This window comes from Murinocardiopsis flavida (genome assembly GCF_003014485.1).
Lineage (GTDB): Bacteria > Actinomycetota > Actinomycetes > Streptosporangiales > Streptosporangiaceae > Murinocardiopsis > Murinocardiopsis flavida.
In genome coordinates this window covers 130,841-148,360 of the sequence record NZ_PYGA01000006.1, presented here as the reverse complement: position 1 = coordinate 148,360, position 17,520 = coordinate 130,841, and the positions used below count along the sequence as shown (strand labels likewise).

At 72.3% G+C, this 17,520-nt stretch carries 15 protein-coding genes; 8 read left to right on the top strand and 7 right to left on the bottom strand.

The features are described 5' to 3' along the window. Positions 1-108 precede the first annotated feature (108 nt). The 5 genes from CLV63_RS10835 to CLV63_RS10815 all read left to right on the top strand — a co-directional run bounded on the left by CLV63_RS10835 (position 109) and on the right by CLV63_RS10815 (position 7,130). A complete protein-coding gene (locus CLV63_RS10835) occupies positions 109-1,872 on the top strand; it encodes an ABC transporter substrate-binding protein (protein ID WP_106582954.1) in 1,764 nt (587 codons plus the stop codon). Positions 1,873-2,344: 472 nt separating this feature from the next. Further along, entirely contained in the window at positions 2,345-3,370 is a 1,026-nt protein-coding gene (locus CLV63_RS10830; RefSeq protein ID WP_106582823.1) for an ABC transporter permease, read from the top strand. 213 nt (positions 3,371-3,583) lie between these two features. Beyond that, complete coding sequence (locus CLV63_RS10825; protein ID WP_106582822.1) at positions 3,584-4,597, top strand: ABC transporter permease; 1,014 nt, start codon at positions 3,584-3,586, stop codon at positions 4,595-4,597. A 100-nt stretch (positions 4,598-4,697) separates the two neighbouring features. Continuing rightward, positions 4,698-6,539, top strand: a complete 1,842-nt coding sequence (locus CLV63_RS10820; RefSeq protein WP_106582821.1) for an ABC transporter ATP-binding protein — start codon at positions 4,698-4,700, stop codon at positions 6,537-6,539. Between the two features lie 96 nt (positions 6,540-6,635). Next, entirely contained in the window at positions 6,636-7,130 is a 495-nt protein-coding gene (locus tag CLV63_RS10815) for a cellulose synthase (RefSeq protein ID WP_245928719.1), read from the top strand. 42 nt (positions 7,131-7,172) lie between these two features. On the opposite strand, the gene CLV63_RS10810 is transcribed toward CLV63_RS10815, so the two are convergent. From CLV63_RS10810 to CLV63_RS10795, 4 genes are all read right to left on the bottom strand, one after another. Then, positions 7,173-8,630 carry a threonine/serine exporter family protein gene (locus CLV63_RS10810; RefSeq protein WP_106582819.1) on the bottom strand — a complete coding sequence of 486 codons (1,458 nt, stop codon included), beginning with the start codon at positions 8,628-8,630 and terminating at the stop codon, positions 7,173-7,175. A 214-nt stretch (positions 8,631-8,844) separates the two neighbouring features. Further along, complete coding sequence (locus CLV63_RS10805; protein ID WP_106582953.1) at positions 8,845-9,543, bottom strand: response regulator; 699 nt, start codon at positions 9,541-9,543, stop codon at positions 8,845-8,847. 47 nt (positions 9,544-9,590) lie between these two features. After that, entirely contained in the window at positions 9,591-10,850 is a 1,260-nt protein-coding gene (locus CLV63_RS10800; protein ID WP_245928718.1) for a sensor histidine kinase, read from the bottom strand. An 85-nt stretch (positions 10,851-10,935) separates the two neighbouring features. Then, the gene (locus CLV63_RS10795) at positions 10,936-11,751 is read right to left on the bottom strand and encodes a RecB family exonuclease (RefSeq protein WP_106582818.1); all 816 of its coding nucleotides are present in this window, start codon (positions 11,749-11,751) and stop codon (positions 10,936-10,938) included. Between the two features lie 143 nt (positions 11,752-11,894). Here CLV63_RS10795 and CLV63_RS10790 point away from each other — a divergent pair, with 143 nt between their 5' ends. Continuing rightward, complete coding sequence (locus tag CLV63_RS10790) at positions 11,895-13,025, top strand: site-2 protease family protein (RefSeq protein ID WP_106582817.1); 1,131 nt, start codon at positions 11,895-11,897, stop codon at positions 13,023-13,025. 21 nt (positions 13,026-13,046) lie between these two features. Here CLV63_RS10790 and CLV63_RS10785 read toward each other — a convergent pair whose 3' ends face one another. Further along, a complete protein-coding gene (locus CLV63_RS10785; RefSeq protein ID WP_106582816.1) occupies positions 13,047-13,517 on the bottom strand; it encodes a hypothetical protein in 471 nt (156 codons plus the stop codon). A gap of 26 nt (positions 13,518-13,543) precedes the next feature. Further along, a complete protein-coding gene (locus CLV63_RS10780; protein ID WP_106582815.1) occupies positions 13,544-14,863 on the bottom strand; it encodes a helix-turn-helix domain-containing protein in 1,320 nt (439 codons plus the stop codon). Between the two features lie 148 nt (positions 14,864-15,011). Here CLV63_RS10780 and CLV63_RS10775 point away from each other — a divergent pair, with 148 nt between their 5' ends. Next, positions 15,012-15,401 (top strand): hypothetical protein, encoded by a 390-nt coding sequence (locus CLV63_RS10775; RefSeq protein WP_245928717.1) that lies wholly within the window; start codon positions 15,012-15,014, stop codon positions 15,399-15,401. A 22-nt stretch (positions 15,402-15,423) separates the two neighbouring features. Here CLV63_RS10775 and ppgK read toward each other — a convergent pair whose 3' ends face one another. Next, positions 15,424-16,200 (bottom strand): polyphosphate--glucose phosphotransferase, encoded by a 777-nt coding sequence (ppgK, locus tag CLV63_RS10770; RefSeq protein ID WP_106582814.1) that lies wholly within the window; start codon positions 16,198-16,200, stop codon positions 15,424-15,426. 151 nt (positions 16,201-16,351) lie between these two features. Between ppgK and CLV63_RS10765 the strand changes: the two genes are divergently transcribed. Further along, positions 16,352-17,359 (top strand): tRNA (adenine-N1)-methyltransferase, encoded by a 1,008-nt coding sequence (locus tag CLV63_RS10765; protein WP_106582813.1) that lies wholly within the window; start codon positions 16,352-16,354, stop codon positions 17,357-17,359. Positions 17,360-17,520: the final 161 nt, after the last annotated feature.

Genomic DNA, 17,520 nt, shown 5'->3' with positions numbered 1-17,520 from the left:
CCCGCGGGATGATTCCTGATGTTCAGCGCCGCTCCACCCAGGCGGTGCAGGGCTACTTCGTGGCGATCGGTACGCGTGTCGATTCCGGTGATGGAAAGGCTGAACATCTTGAGCAGACGAGCGCTCGGATTCGTCGCGGTCGGAGCGGTGGCGACCCTGCTGCTTTCGGCGTGCGGCGGCGGCGGTGACGGCGGTGGCGGCGGCGACGCCAAGTTCAACCAGGGCGTCGAGTCGATTGTGAACAAGTCCGATAAAAAGGGCGGCTCGCTCCGGTACGCGATCGCGTCGAACATGGAGAGCACCGACCCCGGCAACACGTACTACGGCTACGTGTGGAACTTCAGCCGCTACTACGCGCGGACCCTCTACACCTACGACGTGGGCCCGAAGGAGGCCGGCCACAAGGTCGTCCCCGACCTTGCCGACGGCGAGCCCGAGATTAGCGACGACGGCAAGACCTACACCATCAAGATCAAGCCGGGCATGAAGTACGAGGACGGCTCCGAGATCGTCGCCGAGGACTTCGCCTACGCGGTCGCGCGCAGCAACTTCGGCGAGCAGGCGCTGCCCAACGGCCCGAAGTACTACGCCGACTACCTCGCCAAGAGCGAGGACTACAAGGGCCCCTACGACAACCCCGACGACCCGCTCAAGGGCTTCGGCGGTGTCGAGGTCAAGGACGAGACCACGCTCGTCTTCCACCTGAACCGGCCCTTCGCCGACTTCCCGTTCGTGCTGGTCCAGCCGCAGAGCGCGCCGGTCCCGGCCGACAAGGACAAGGGCGAGCAGTACCAGACCAAGGTCCTCTCCTCGGGGCCCTACAAGTTCGACGGCGAGTGGAACCCCGGCAGCGGGCTCAAACTGGTCCGCAACGACGAGTGGGACGCCGAGTCCGACCCCGTGCGCAAGGCGCTGCCCGACAAGGTCAGCGTCGAGGAGGGCGTCGACCAGAACGAGATCGACCAGCGCCTCCAGAACGGCGACCTGGACGTCGACCTCGGCGGACGAGGGCTCGGCCCGGCGGCGAAGGGCACGGCGCTCACCGACGACGCGGTCAAGGCCAACCTCGACAACCCCGAGTCCGGCGCGCACAACTACATGGCGGTCAACACCAAGGTCAAGCCGTTCGACAAGATCGAGTGCCGCGAGGCCATCCAGTGGGCGAATGACCGCACCTCCACCCAGCGCGCTTGGGGCGGCGACGTCGGCGGGACCATCTCCTCGCAGCTGCTGCCGCCGAGCGTGCCCGGTGCCGATGCCAAGATCAACCCGTTCAAGACCAAGGGCGACAAGGGCAACGTCGAGAAGGCGAAGCAGGCGCTGGCCGACTGCGGCGAAGAGGGCGGCCTCGACGTCAACCTCGGCGTCCGCAGTGACCGCCCCGAGGAGGTCGCCGCGGCCGAGGCGATCCAGCAGAGCCTGAAGAAGGCCGACATCAACGTGAACATCCGCAAGTTCCCGTCGGACACCTTCACCAACACCCAGGCCGGTTCCCCGAGCTTCGTGAAGAAGAACAAGCTCGCGCTGAGCATCTACGGCTGGATGCCCGACTGGAACACCGGATTCGGCTACATGAGCCAGATCATGCACGGTGACGCCATCAAGAAGGCCGGCAACTCCAACCTCGCGGAGCTGGACGCCCCCGAGGTCAACAAGCTGCTCGACGAGTCGCAGGAGACCCAGGACGAGGGCGAGCGGAACAAGATGTACACGGAGGCGGACCAGAAGATCATGGAGTCGGCAACCGTCGCTCCTCTGGTCTTCCAGAAGTCGGTGCTCTACCGCCCCGAAACCCTCACCAACGTCTACTTCAGCGAGACCTGGAAGATGTACGACTACATGGCGCTCGGCACCACCGCCGGCGGCGAGTAGCCGACCCGGTCCCGACCCGGTGCGGCCCGGCTTGTCTCCGGGCCGCACCGCCGCCGAGGGGCCTCCGCACGGACCAGGGGGCCGGTGTGCCAGCGAGCACGCCGGTCCCCGCGGCTCGTTCCCGAGGGAGCGCCCGGCCGCGACGCGCGCTCGCGCCACTCTCGGTCATACCGGCTGGTCACGGTGTATTCGAGTGGCTGGATGACAGCTTTGCGCAACATCTGTCACGATTGTGCATCACGGCCGGATTCTTGGCGCCCGGCCCGGTACCCGGGCATACATTGAACAGCGCGCTGTGCCCGCATTGCGGCGCCGCCCCCGCCTCCCGGCGTGAACGGCCCGCACGCGGGCCGGCGGCCCCGCGGGCCGTTTCGGCGAGAACCGCGCCCGGCGGCCGGTACCGGCAACCCGAACGGACCGCCCGAAGTCAACGCCCCAGCCACAAGCGGGACTGATTGAGAGTAGTGGTGCCATGACCGCGCCTTTGGAAGCGCAGGATTCGGCCGAGGGAGCCGAACCCGAGGCGATCACCCGGGGCGTTCGCAACACGGCGAACCGCTCGCTGCGCCAGATCGCATGGCAGCGCCTCAAGCGCGACAGGGTCGCGATGGCGGGGGGTGTCGTCGTCATCGTCCTGGTCCTCGCCGCCGTGCTCGCCCCCGTCATCGCATGGTTGACCGGCGAGTCGCCGTACCAGTACGACGAAGCGCTGATGGACCCGCTGACCGGCGGCGCCCTGAACGACCCCGCGGACCCGGCGAGCGGTGTCGACCCGCTCGGCGGCATGAGCCTGAAGCACCCCTTCGGGCTGGAGCCCGGCAATGGGCGCGACATGTTCCTCCGGGTCATCTACGGTGCGCAGATCTCGCTCATCGTGGCGTTCTGCGCGACCGTCCTCTGCGTCGTGATCGGCACGCTCCTCGGGATCGTCTCCGGCTACTTCGGCGGCTGGGTCGACGCGGTCATCAGCCGGGCCATGGACATCTTCCTGGCCTTCCCGCTGCTGCTCTTCGCGATCGCGCTCGCCGGGGTGGTCCCCGACGGCGCCTTCGGCCTCAACGGCAACGGGCTCCGCATCGGGTTGCTGATCTTCATCATCGGCTTCTTCAACTGGCCCTATATCGGCCGCATCGTGCGCGGCCAGACCCTGGCGCTGAAGGAGCGCGAGTTCGTCGAGGCCGCGCGCAGCCTGGGCGCGGGCAACGCCCACATCCTGTTCCGCGAGCTCCTGCCGAACCTGGTCACCCCGATCCTCGTCTACTCGACGCTGCTGATCCCGACCAACATCATCTTCGAGGCGTCGCTGTCCTTCCTCGGCGTCGGCATCAACCCGCCGACCCCCAGCTGGGGCGGCATGCTCGACAACGCGCTCGACTACTACACGACGTCCCCGCACTTCGTGATCGTCCCGGGCCTCGCGATCTTCCTCACCGTGCTGGCGTTCAACCTGCTCGGCGACGGCCTGCGCGACGCCTTCGACCCGCGCTCCACGGACTGAGGGCCGGTCGACCATGTCCGAACAGACCCGGGTCCCCGGCACCGGAGCACCGACGGCACACGCCGTCCGCTCCGCGGCAGCAGGACGCACACAGCTTCGTCCCATCGGCGCACACGGCGCGTACCGCCCCTTCGATCAGTTGAGATTGGCAGGTGAAGGCCGCACCTCGGCCGGGACCCATGGGGGCCCGGGCGGCACGGGAGGCCGGTCACGTTGATCACTTACCTACTCCGCCGCTTGGGCGCGGGCGTGCTGCTGCTCGCCGTCGTCACGCTCGTGACATTCATGATCTTCTACGTTGTTCCGCGCATGGCCGGCCAGACGACGGAGCAGCTCGCCACCATGTACGTGGGGAAGGCCCCCACGGAGGAGGCCATCCAGGCCGCGATCGCGCGCTACAACCTGGACGAGCCCGTCGTGGTCCAGTTCTGGGAGTTCGTCAAGGCGATCTTCGTCGGCGCCGACTACACGTTCGGCAACCAGGTCACCCAGTGCTCGGCGCCGTGCTTCGGGTACTCCTTCCAGACCTACCAGGAGGTCTTCCCCGAGATCATCCGCCGCCTGCCCGTCACGCTGTCCCTGGCGCTCGGCGCCGGCGTCGTGTGGCTGGTCGGCGGGGTGGGCATCGGCATCATCTCCGCCATCAAGAAGGGCAGCATCTTCGACCGGGTCGCCATGGGCCTCGCGCTGGCGGGCGTGTCGCTCCCCGTGTTCTTCACCGGCCTGCTGGCGCTCGCGTTCGTCGTGCACGCCTGGGGCATCCTGCCCACACCCGAGTACACGCCGATCACGGAGAACCCGTTCGCCTGGCTCGTCGGCATGATCCTGCCCTGGCTCACCCTGGCGTTCCTCCAGGGCGCGCAGTACGCGCGCCAGACCCGGGCGGGCATGCTGGAGACCATGGGGGAGGACTACATCCGCACCGCGCGTGCCAAGGGGCTCTCCGAGCGCCGGGTCATCTTCAAGCACGGCCTGCGTCCCACCCTCACCCCGATCGTCACGATCTTCGGCCTCGACATCGGGCTCGTCCTCGGCGGTGCCGTGCTCACCGAGAGCGTCTACTCGCTCCAGGGGATCGGCCGGTACGCGGTGCAGGCCATCGTCACCAGCGACCTGCCGGTGATCCTCGGCGTCACCCTGTTCTCCGCCTTCTTCATCGTGCTCTGCAACCTGATCGTCGACCTGCTCTACGTGTGGGTGGATCCCCGCGTCAGGGTCTCCGGCTGAGTCCGACCGGCCGCCGCCCGCGCGGCGGCCGCCCCCGAATCGCAACCACACGGCCCGCGCTCCGAACCGGCGCAGGGACCAGAGCCGAAGGAAGAACGGCATGAGTACTCCGGGAGCCGGCAAGGCGCCCGCGGCCGCCACCGATGCGGTGGTGCGCGTCCGCGACCTGACGATCACCTTCCCGACCATGGACGGCGAAGTCCGCGCCGTCGACGGCATCTCGTTCGACGTCGCGCCGGGCGGCGCGCTGGGCATCGTCGGCGAGTCCGGTTCGGGCAAGAGCGCGACCTCCCTGGCGCTCATGGGGCTGCACCGCGGCACCCGCGCGCAGATCACCGGGGAGATCGCGGTGGTCGACACCGACATCAACGCCGCCTCTGACGCGCAGGTCCGCGCGCTTCGCGGGAACGACATCGCCATGGTCTTCCAGGACCCGATGTCGGCGCTGCACCCCCAGTACACGATCGGCAACCAGATCGTCGAGGCGTACCGCTCCCACCACCCCGAGGCGTCCAAGGCCGACGCGCGCAAGCGGGCCGTCGACGCGCTCGACCGGGTGGGCATCCCCGAGCCCGCGCGGCGGTTCAACTCCTACCCGCACGAGTTCTCCGGGGGGATGCGCCAGCGCGTCCTCATCGCGATGGGACTGGTGTGCGAGCCCAGGGTGCTCCTCGCCGACGAGCCCACGACCGCTCTGGACGTCACGGTCCAGGCGCAGATCCTCGACCTGCTCGACGATCTGCGGCGCGACCTCGGGATGTCGCTGATCCTGGTCAGCCACGACCTCGCCGTGGTCGCGGGGTCGGTGGACGAGGTCCTGGTCATGCAGAAGGGCAAGGTCGTCGAGCGCGGCGACGTCAGCGACGTGCTGGCCCGCCCCGAGCACCCCTACACCCAGGCGCTGCTCGCGGCGGTCCCCCGCGTGGAGGTGTCGCGGGCGCAGCGCCGCGCGCAGGTCCGCGCCGAGCGCGTCCACGCCCCCGACTCCGCCGCGGAGGACGCCCGGATCGCGGCGTCCGACGCGCCGGCCGCCGAGGCGGGCGAGTCCCTGTCGGTCATGGAGTCCGGTGCCGAGATCGAGGCGGGCGAACCGCTGCTCAAGGTCGAGAACGTCCGCATGCGCTTCAAGGTCCGCGGCGGCATGCTCGCCCAGGGCCAGGACTTCTACGCGGTCGACGACGTCTCCTTCGAGCTCCGCCAAGGGGAGACGCTCGGCATCGTGGGGGAGTCCGGCTCCGGCAAGTCCACCCTGTCGCGCATGGTGATGCGGCTGCTGCAACCCACCGAGGGCCGGGTGACCTTCGAGGGGCGCGACATCACGCGGATGGCAGACCGCCAGCTGCGGCCGCTCCGCCGCGACGTGCAGATGATCTTCCAGAACCCCTACTCCTCGCTGAACCCGCGCATCACCATCGGCGACTCCATCGGGACCGCGTTGCGGGTGCAGGGCGAGCGGAACCGGCAGACCATCAAGAACGCGGTGCGCGATCTGCTCGACCGGGTCGGCCTGGAACCCGAGCACTACAACCGGTTCCCGCACGCCTTCTCCGGCGGGCAGCGCCAGCGCATCGCCATCGCGCGGGCGCTCATCCTGCGCCCGAAGCTGATCATCTGCGACGAGCCGGTCTCGGCGCTGGACGTCTCCACCCAGGACCAGGTGCTCCGGCTGCTCGCGGAGCTCCAGGACGACTTCGACCTCACCCTGATCTTCGTCGCGCACGACCTCGCGGTGGTCCGCCAGGTCAGCGACCGGGTCCTGGTCATGCGCAAGGGAAAGGTGGTCGAGGAGGGCGAGGGCGACTCGGTGTACGAGAACCCGCAGCACGAGTACACCAAGCAGCTGCTGACCGCAGCCCCGGTCCTCGACCCCGCCGAGGCCCGCAGCCTGCGCGCGGAACGCGCCCGGGCGCGCGGCACCGAGGAGTCGGCCGCAGCGAGCTGACCGCGGTCCTCGCACGGCCGTTCCGCGCTCGGCGAACGCGCTCCCTAAGGGAAGCACCCGATGTGCATGTGCCCCGCGAAGTGTCAGACTGGGCCCATGCCACCAGACCTGCCAATCCAAGGTTCGATGCTCGGCGCGACCCTGACCGTCGCGGGCCTGCTGATCTCCTGGATCATCTGGCGCCGCAAGGGCGCGGCAGCGGGCCTGCGCGGAGTCGCGTGGTCGCTGCTGCCGCTGGCGGCCGGGCTCATGGGCCTCATGACCATCCTGTGGCGGCTGATCTCCGACATGGTCGGGTTCTTCGCCGGACTCGTGTTCAACCCGATCGTGTGGGCGGGCGTCGCGATCGCCGGGCTCGCCGTCGTCCTCTGGGTCGCCTCGGGCGTCATGAAGACCCGCGGCATCGGCGTCTCCCGCGGCCGGAAGGCCGCGGCCGCCGACACGGGGCCCGGCGCCGCAGCGGGCGCGCCGGCGGCCCCGCAGCTGGGCGCGCCCGAACCCGCGAAGCAGCGCAAGGCGCAGCAGCCCGCTGCGGCCGACGACGACTTCGGCGACATCGAGGAACTCCTGCGCAAGCGCGGAATCGGCTGAGTCGCCGCCCGGCGCCCGCCGCCCGGTTCGACGGGTACGTGCCTAGTACCCGCCGCGGGTCCGGGCCGCCGCCGGGCGGTGCCGCCGCCCCGATCCCGCCAGCCCGCCGCGCTGGAACGCGCGCACCAGTTCGCCGCCCAGGTTCGCGCCCGCACCCAGGGCGAGCCCCACGGCGACCGCCTCCGACAGGCTGAGCAGCCCCGCGACCGGGTCGCCGAGGCTGATCTGGAGCAGGCCCCGGTACAGGATGCTGCCCGGCAGCAGCGGGGCGATCGCCGGAATGATGTAGGGCAGCACGGGCCGCTGGGTGCGCCGCGCCAGCCAGTGCCCGATGACGCCGATCACCACCGCGCCGGCCGCCGTCCCGATCACCGGCGGCACGTGGTCGGCCGCCTGGTCCGCCAGGCCGCCCACGGGCACCGACCGCACCAGGGCGTACACCAGCCAGATGGTGAGCCCCATGAGGCCCACCGCGGGCAGCATCCGCACCGGGACGGTCAACGACACCGCGAACGCCATGGCGATCCCCGCCGCCCCGATGAGGACCACCGGGTGCATCGAGGTGCCCGCCGTGGGCAGGTTGTCGAGGTCCATGTCGACGCCGAGCCGCACCGCCGTGTAGGCGACCGCGCCGACACCCGAGATGATCGCGCCCAGGGTGAAGAAGACCTCCAGCAGCCGCGCAGCGGAGGACACGTAGGCGCCGCTGATGCCGTCCTGGAGGCTCGACACCAGCGGGCGGCCCGGGAGCAGCGCCATGATGTTGCCGGTGATGACCGCCCCGGCGTTCAACCCCAGGTCGAGCGCGCTGCTCGCCCACAGCAGCGCCACCCCGATGCTGGACGCCAGCATGGTGGCCGCCGCCATCTGGTAGAACTCCGCGACCCCCCGCTTGGCGACCGCGGCCGACACGCGGTCGCCGAGCACCGTCGCGACGAACGCCGCCGCCGCGACGAAGAGCTGCCCGCCGACCATCAGCGACGCGCTGAACGCGATCAGCCCGAACCCGGTGACCAGCGCCCAGTTGGGGTACGGCGACCGCGCGGCCTTGATGGCGCGCAGCCGCGCGATGGCCTCCTCCAGCTCCACCTGGCCGAGCGCCGCCTCCTGGACCAGGGAGTGCAGCTCGTGCACCCGGAAGTAGTCGAGTGTGCGGCGGCGCACCACCCGCTCGCCGGTGATGGGCATGTTCTCGGGGCCCGCGTGGCAGGACAGCGTGATGGCGGTGAAGGTCACCGACACCTCGCTGCGGGGCAGCTCGAAGGCGACGGTGAGGCTGAGCATCGCCTCGGTGACGGCCTCGGTGCCCTCGCCACTGGCGAGCAGCAGTTCGCCCGCCCGCAGGACGAGGTCGATGGCGCGCGGATCGGGCATCTCGACAACGTCGTCGTCGAGCCCATCGCCCGTCATCTCGGACTCCCGGGCCGCACGCCAGTCGCGCAGCCTGCTGAGCAGGGTGTTGTCGGTGAGCGGGGAAGGCCGCTGCGGTCGCTGCGCCATCGGTGGCTCTCGATACCTCCTCGCGCGGGGACCGCGCGGGTCGTTCACATTCCGGTGCCCGGGCGGGAACCCCGTGCCCCCGGTGGGACGCCGCCGACCGGCCCGGGGTTTGCCCCGGCTGCGGCGCAGCACCGGGTGAATCGGCTCACAGCCCCCATAGTCGCAGGTCTCGACGGGAACGGGACCCGACGCGCTGCCGGGTGCGCGGCACCGATCAGCGCCGCGGCCCCTCGGGGTCGCCCTCGCCGGGCTGGATCACGCCGGTCTCGTAGGCGTACACCACCGCCTGCACCCGGTCGCGCAGCCCCAGCTTGGTCAGTACGTTGCCGACGTGGGTCTTCACCGTGGTCTCGCTGACCACCAGGTGCCGCGAGATCTCCGCGTTGGACATGCCCCGGGCGAGCAGCCGCAGCACCTCGCGCTCGCGGTCGGTCAGGTGGTCCAGTCTGGGGGCCTCGCGCACCCGCGCCGACGGGAGCTTCGCGGCGTAGCGGTCGAGCAGCCGCCGGGTGATGGTCGGCGCGACGATCGCGGCGCCGTCGGCGACCACCCGGATCGCCGCCACCAGTTCGTCGGGCGGGACGTCCTTGAGCAGGAAGCCGCTGGCGCCGGCCCGCAGCGCCTCCACCACGTACTCGTCCAGGTCGAACGTCGTCAGGACCAGCACGCGCACCTGCTGCCCGGCGCCGCCGGCCCAGGACAGGATGTCGCGGGTGGCGTCGATGCCGTCGCGGCCCGGCATGCGGATGTCCATCAGCACGACATCGGGCAGCAGCCGGCGGGTGGCGGACAGGGCGTCGTTCCCATCGGCGGCCTCGCCCACCACCGAGATCTCCGGTTCGGATTCGAGGATGAGCCGGAAACCGGTGCGCAGCAGCGGTTGGTCGTCGACGAGCAGGACGCGGATTGCCATGGGGTGATTGTCGCCGAAAGGGGCCGCCGACCGGAAATCCGCGCCGCTCACGTGCAGCCGCCCTGCTCCACCGGGACCCGCGCCGACACCGCGAACCCGCCCGCGGCCCCCGGCCCGGCGGCCAGCTCGCCGCCGTACAGCCCGACACGCTCGCGCATGCCCAGCAGCCCGTGCCCCGGTTCGTCGCCGCCGCCGCGCGCGCCCGGTCCTGCACCGTCGTCCTCGACCAGCACCTGGACCAGGCGCGGCTCGTACCGGACCGAGACCGTCGCCCCGGCGCCCTCCCCGGCGTGCTTGAACACGTTCGTCAGCGACTCCTGCACCACCCGGTACAGGGTGAGGTCCAAGCCCGACGGCAGCGGGTAGGAGCGCCCCTCCAGGCGCAGCACCACGGTCATCCCCGCCTCGCGCACCTGGTCGACGAGCTCGTCCAGGCCGGCCAGGCCCGGCTGCGGGGCGCGGGCGGCGGCCTCGGCGGCCCCGGTGCGCAGCACCCCGACGATCCTGCGCATCTCCGCCAGCGCCTGCCGCCCGGTCTCCTCGATGTCGGTGAGGGTCTGGCGCGCGCGGTCGGGGTCGCGCTCCATGACCCGGCGGCCCGCGGTCGCCTGCACCGTCATGACACTGACGTGGTGCGCCACCACATCGTGCAGCTCGCGCGCGATGCGGGAGCGCTCCTCGGCGAGCACCGCCCGACCGTGCGCGTCGCGCGCCCGCTCCAGCCGCTCGGCGCGCGCCTGGAGTTCGGCGACGTGGGCGGCCCGCAGCCGGACCAGCCGCCCCGCCCACCACGCCCCGGCCACCATCGCCAGCGAATAGGCGGTGAAGAACCAGGTGACCGCCTCCTGCGGCTGCGCGTCCATGAGGGACGACATGATGGTCAGCGCCGCCGCGCAGGCCAAGGCCACCCTGGCGCGGCGCAGCCGGTGGTGGCGGCCGATGGCGTAGGCGGCGATGCCCATGCCGGGCCCCGCAGCGGCCCACGCGAACCCGTCGGCTGCCTGCGCCCCCACCGCCACCGCCGTCACGGCGACGAACACCGACAGCGGTGCCATCCGCCGCCCGAGAGTCAGCAGCGCGACGGCGACCCCCGCGGTGTAGCCGACGACGGGGTCGGTGAACGGGATCTCCGCCCCCGGCGGCGACGGCGCCGCGCCCACAGCCGCGACCACGGCCGTGTTGCCGATGGCGAGGACCGCCACGACCAGCAGGTCGGTCAGCACCGTACGGGTGCGCAGGCCCGACAGCACGGAGGGGAACCGGACGGGCGCATTCGCGGCGGGCTGTTCGGTCGCGGTGTCGCTCACCCCTCCACGCTAGAGCCGCCGCCCGCCCCGCGCAGCCCTTCCCAGGGCTGAACCGTCCTCCTGCGCAGGGATGACGGCGGGCGCCCTACGGTAGAGGCGAGGGCAGCGGCGGCGGGGTCCCGCCGAACTCCGGGCACAGCGCCTGGTGCTCGCACCACCCGCACAGCTTCGACGTCCGCGGCGCCCACACGCCGGAGCGGGCGGTCGCGGCGATGTCGTTCCAGATTCCGAGGATCTCGGCCTCGGCGGCGCGCAGCTCGTCCTCTGTGGGCTCGTACCAGCGCACACCGCCGTCGCCCAGGTACATCAGCTGCAACCGGGCAGGCACCTCGCCGTACTCGCGCCAGATCATCACGGCGTAGAAGAAGATCTGGAAGCGCGCCTTGTCCTCGAAGCGCCGGCTCGGCGACCGCCCGGTCTTGTAGTCGACGACCCGGATCTGCCCGCCCGGCGCGACGTCCAGGCGGTCGACGTAGCCGCGCAGCCGCAGCCCGGACTCCATGGTGACGTCGAGGCGGAGTTCGCGGTCGCGCGGCTCCAGCAGCTCGGGCCGCTCCATGGCGAAGTAGCGCCCCACCAGGACCTGCGCCTCTTCAAGCCACGCCGCCAGTGCGGCGTCGTCGGCGAAGAGCTCCATGGACTCGGGGCGCTCGGCGCGCAGCAGCTCCCACTGCGGCTCCAGCAGCGTGGCCGCCGTGCGCGGGGTGCGGGACTCGGCCGGCAGCTCGAACAGCCGCTCCAGCACCGCGTGGACGAGTGTGCCGCGCAGCGCAGCCGCGCTCGGCTTCTCGGGCAGCCGGTCGATCGCCCGGAACCGGAACAGCAGCGGGCACTGCAAGAAGTCCGAGGCGCGCGACGGCGACAGCGCCGAGACGGGGATCGTCGGGAGGGGCGTGCTCATACCCGCCAAGCTTAGGACGCGCCGCGCCGCCATCATCCCCCGCCGCCCCGGACCCGTCCGCTGCGTCGGCCGCTGCGCCGGGCACCGGCCGCCGGGGCGCTCCCCAGCCGCCGGACGGCGCCGGAGCGCATAGCCTTGCAGGTGTGACCGACAACGACGCAACGCCGGCCCCGCGCCGGAGCGGACTCTCCCTCGGGCGCCTCTTCGGCATCCCCGTCCACGTCGCGCCGAGCTGGCTGATCATCGCCGCCGTCATCACCGTGGTCTACCAGCCCACCGTCGAGGGCGCCCTGCGCATCGGCCCGATGTCCTACCTGGTCGCGTTCGTGTTCGCGGTGCTGCTCTACGCCTCGGTGCTGGTCCACGAGCTCGGGCACGCCCTGGTCGCACGCTCCTACGGCATGCGGGTCCACCGCATCAGCCTGCGCCTGCTCGGCGGGGTCACCGAGATCGGCGAGCCGCGCACACCCGGCCGGGAGTTCTGGATCGCCGTCGCGGGCCCCCTGCTCTCCCTCGCGCTCGCCGGTATCGGCTACCTCGCCTACGCCGCCCTCGACCCCGCCACCGTCCTGGGCGTCCTCACCTGGCAGCTCTGGGTCGCGAACCTGCTCGTCGGCGTCTGCAACCTGCTGCCGGGGCTGCCCCTCGACGGCGGGCGGCTGCTGCGCGCCGCCGTGTGGGCCGCGACCCGCCGGCACACCGCGGGCACCATGGTCGCGGCGTGGGTCGGGCGGCTCATCGCGGTGGCGATCGTCGCGCTCCCGTTCCTCCTCGCCTGGACGGCCGGTGTCGGCGTGTCCCTCTACAGCGTCGTGGTGGCACTGCTCATCGGCTCCTTCATGTGGATGAGCGCGGGGGCGGCGATCACCGCGGCCCGCTTCCGCGAGCGCGTCCCGCGGCTGCGCGCCAGGACCCTCGCCCGGCGCGCCGTCAGGGTCACCGCCGACACCTCGGTCGCCGAGGCCCTGCGGCGCATGGCGGCGGCCGACGCCGGGGCGGTCGTCATCACCGATTCCGGCGGCACCCCCACGTCGATCGTGCACGCGCCCGCGGCCGAGGCGGTGCCCGAGGACCGCGGCCCCTGGATGCCGGTGTCGAGCGCGGCCCGCGCGATCGGCTCGGGCTCGCTGCTGGGCGCCGACCTCGGCGGGCAGGAGCTGCTCGACGCCATGCACGCGCACCCCGCCGACGAGTACCTCGTCGTCGAGCCCGACGGCACGGTCCACGGGGTCCTGCGCACCGCCGACGTCAACGCCGCGTTCGCCGGGATCTGAGCGCCGGGCGCGGGCGCCCCTTCAGCGCCGCGCGCCCTCGGGCCAGATGACGTGGACCGGCCGGTCGTGCGCGCGGGCGTGCGCGACGACGTCGGCCGTGCCCCCGGGGCCGCGTGCCGGGTGGCCGTCCCACACCGCGACGAGTTCGTCGCAGTGCTCCACGAGGTGCCGGCCGGCGTCGAGGTGGGATTCGGAGGTCGACTCGACGTTCGGCAGCCGGTGGACGCGCACGGCGCGGTCGAGCAGGGCGTCGTAGTCGTCGAGGTGCCAGTGGGGGAGCGCGGCCCGGTACCGGCTGGCGGGGACCACCGCTTCGAGCGTGCCCCCGTTGTCGAGCACGGCGTGCGCGAACAGCGCATCGGGTCCGTCGGCGAGGCAGGACAGCCCCACGGTGCCGGGGCCGGCCCCGCCGATGTGCGCGCGGATGCGCGCGGCGACCTCGTCTTGCAGCTCCGCGGACAGGCCGCGGTGCCCGGTGACGGCGATGCGCATTGCTCCTCCTCGTCTCCCCCTCGGGGTCAGGCCGGGGTCGACCCCGTCAGTACGGCGGCGAGCTGGTCGTCGAAGCGGCTGACGCAGCGCGCCGAAGGGCCCTCGTAGCGGCGCCGGAACCGGCGCACCCGGCCGATGATGCGCTCGGACCCGAACGCCGCCCCGGTGCGCAGGGCGTCGCCCGCCAGCCGGAACGCCTCGTCGATGTCGCCGGAGTCGGCGCGGGCGCTCGCGAGCTCGACCATCAGCACCGCACTGTGCTTGCCGCCCGGCCGGGCGGTGCCGAGCGCGTCGGAGAACGCGGCGTGCGCGGAGCCGGGGTCGCGCAGCTTCACCGATGTGAGTGCGCGGTATCCGGCGACCTTGGCGTCGTCGAAGGCGAAGACCCACGGCCACGGGGGTTCGGCGTTGTCGGGCCGGGCGACGTCGGCCTCGGCCGCCGCGACGGCGTGCCGCGCGGCGGCGGCGTCGCCCAGGCCGGCGTGGGCCATGGCGCGGACGCAGGAGAGCCACGCGCGGGCCGTGGGGTGGGCGCCCTCGCCGAGCCGGTGCCCGGCCTCCTGCGCGAGGCCGAGGCCGAGCGCGGGGTCGTCGGCGTCGATCTCGAACGCGGCGAGGCTGCCCAGCATGTACACGTCGAGCAGGTCGTCGCCCGCCTGGCGGGCGCGGGCGATGGCGGCGCGGTAGAAGGTGCGCGCGGACCCGAGGTCGCCCATGTCGGCGTGCAGCCACGCGGCGAACCCCGCGGCCTCGCTCGCCGCCGCGGCGACGGGGGCGGCGAAGGGGCTGCGCTGCGCGCGCTTGAGGGTGCGCCCGCTGAGGTCGAGGTGCGCGACCGCGGCGGCGGCGAGGTCGCGGGCGGGGGAGGACGCGTCGAGGCGGCGCTGCCCGCCGGTGATGGCGCGCAGCGCCGGCGCGGTGGACTCGTCGATGCCGTTGCCGGCGGGTGCCGCGCCGGGCAGCGGAACGGGGGGCGCGGCGGCCTTGGCGTTCTCGCGGCGCCGGGCGGGGTCGGCGCCGCCGGCGCGCCCGCTCGGACGGGGGGACGGCGCGGCGGTGGCCGCGGGGCGCCCGCCCGTACCGGAGAAGCGGAGCAGGTGGACCGGGATGCCCAGCAGCCGGGCGATCTCGCGGACCTGGTCGATGGTCAGCGACTGCTGGCCGTTGAGCACCCGCGACACCCAGCTCTGGGAGTACCCCACAGTGCGGGCGAGCTCGCCCTGCGACCAGCCGCGGGCCTCGCGCACCGCGGCGACGACCGCGGGCATGTCGCAGGTCGACAGGGCCGCCGCGAGGTCGGGCCGGGACCAGAACTCCGCGGGGAGAACACCTTCACGCTGGGGCATGCGCCCAGATTAGGGACTTCACCTGCGACGCGTGGCTATGTGTAAAAGAAATTGCGCTATGCGTGGTCCGCATATCGGTACTCCAAAGCACCGATCTAAGGCAGGGTCAAGGGACGGAAGTCCCATGAATTCGGGAGGATCGGCGCGAATGAACATCCCGGCGGCACCGGAAACCCCGCCTTCGGGTCAGCCGAGACTGGCCGCACCCGGCCACGCGCTTGACAATTCTTCATCGCGCTTTTCGCCCGGTTCGCCGGATTCCGCGGAAATTCCGTGGCTGCACGCCGCCGGCAGCCTCACCGTCGAACTCCATTCCCGCGGCCTCGCGGCGCGCACCGATCCCGCCGTCGGTGCGGTCAACGCCATCGGCGGCGGGCCCGCGCACCGCGTCCAGCAGGCCGTGCTGCGCCCCCACCGGGGCCGGCTGTGGTGGTGGCTGCGCCACCCCGGTGAGAGCGGTCCCGCCCTGTGCCCCCTCACCCCCGCCGCCGACCCCGCCGGAGCCGCGCGCCGCATCGTCCGGCTGCTCGCGGCCTGACCCCTCGCCGCGCGTCAGCCGGTCAGCCGGCCGTCCGCTCGGCGGCCAGGATCGCCGCGCCCACGATCCCCGCCGTGTTGCGCAGCTGCGCGGGCACGATCGGCGCCCGCAGCCGCAGCAGCGGCAGGAACTTGTCGGAGTCCCGGCTCACCCCGCCGCCCACCACGATCAGGTCCGGCCACAGCAGCGCCTCCAGCACCGAGTAGTAGCGCTGCAACCGCTCCGTCGCCCACTCCTCGTACGACAGGCCCTCCCGGTCCTTGACGCTCGACGCCGCCCGGGTCTCCGCGTCGAACCCGTCGACCTCCAGGTGGCCCAGTTCGGTGTTGGGCACCAGCCTGCCGCCCACCAGCAGCGCCGTGCCGATCCCGGTGCCCAGGGTCGTCATCAGGACGACCCCGTCGGCGTCGCGGGCGGCACCGTAGCGGTGCTCCGCCACCGCGGCGGCGTCGGCGTCGTTCACCGCGCACACCCGGCGCCCGGTCGCCTCGGCGAGCAGTTCCTCGACGTTAGTCCCGATCCACGACCGGTCGACGTTGGCGGCGGTGCGCGCGACCCCGTGCTGGATCGGCGCGGGGAACGTGACACCGAGGGGGGCGTCCGGCCCCGCGTGGTCGGGGAACCCCGAGGCGATCTCGGCGACCGTCTTGGCGACCGCCGCCGGAAGCGACGGCTGCGGGGTCGCCGCCTTCACCCGGTCCACGATGAACTCACCGGTGCGCAGGTCGACGGGGGCCCCCTTGATCCCGCTCCCGCCGATGTCGATCCCCAGCCCCACCGTGGGCGCATTCTCTTGCATCGCGTGTGCAGCCTTTCCGCTGTGATGTGCCCCTCAACCTAGTGGAGCGCGCGGCCCGCCGCTGATTACGTCACCCCCCACCAGGACGGATACGCTGAATGACCGTCCATCCCCGCAACGAGCCGCTTTCCGAGACGAGGAACGAGTACACGTGACCGGCATCCACGGCCGCCGAGGACCCTTCGGCGACGGCGACACCGTGCAGCTCACCGACCCCAAGGGCCGGATGCACACCATCACCCTGCGCGCCGGCTCGGCGTTCCACACCCACCGGGGCCGCGTCGACCACGACGAGCTCATCGGGCAGCCCGAGGGCAGCGTCGTCCGCGCGTCCTCCGGCACCGCCTACATCGCGCTGCGGCCCCTCCTCGCCGACTTCACCCTGTCGATGAAGCGCGGCGCCACGATCGTGTACCCCAAGGACGCCGCGCAGATCCTCGCGCAGGCCGACATCTTCCCCGGCGCCCGCGTGGTCGAGGCCGGTGCCGGATCCGGCGGGCTGTCGTGCTGGCTGCTGCGCGCCGTGGGCGACACCGGGCGGGTGTCCTCCTACGAGCGCCGCGCGGACTTCGCCGACATCGCGCGCACCAACGTCGAGCGCTACTTCGGACACGAGCACCCGGCGTGGACCCTCACCGTCGGCGACCTCGCCGACAGCCTCACCGACACCGAGGTCGACCGGGTCGTCCTCGACATGCTCGCCCCCTGGGAATGCCTCGACCCCGTCGCGAAGGCCATGATCCCCGGCGGGCTGCTGTGCGCCTACGTCGCCACCACCACCCAGGTCTCGCGGATCGTCGAGGCGCTGCGCGAACACGGCTCGTTCTACGAACCGCACGCCTTCGAGACCATGGTCCGCGGCTGGCACGTCGAAGGGCTCGCCGTCCGACCCGACCACCGCATGATCGGCCACACCGGGTTCCTGGTCACCGCCCGGCGCATCGCCGACGGCGCCGTGGTGCCCGAGCGCCGCCGCCGGCCCGCGAAGGGCGCCTACGGCGACGACTTCAAGGCAGCGGGCACCGCCCCCGGACAGGAAGGCGCCGGCGGCAAGGAGGCCGCCCCCGGCCGGGAGGTCACCGACGGCAAGGAGACCGCCCCCGGCCAGGAGGTCACCGACGGCGCGCCAAGAATCCCGGAATCCGGACACGGAGCATAGACAGGACGTTACTTTCTCATTACGCCTGGCGTGTCCGCCCCCGGATGAGCTAGGTCTTTACAAGATCGAACAGAGGGCCCTACGACACTGCAACCCGCGGACAGGTTAGGAATAGTCCGTGGATAGGTAGGGTTCCGAGTAGTCGTCCTCTTCATAGGGAG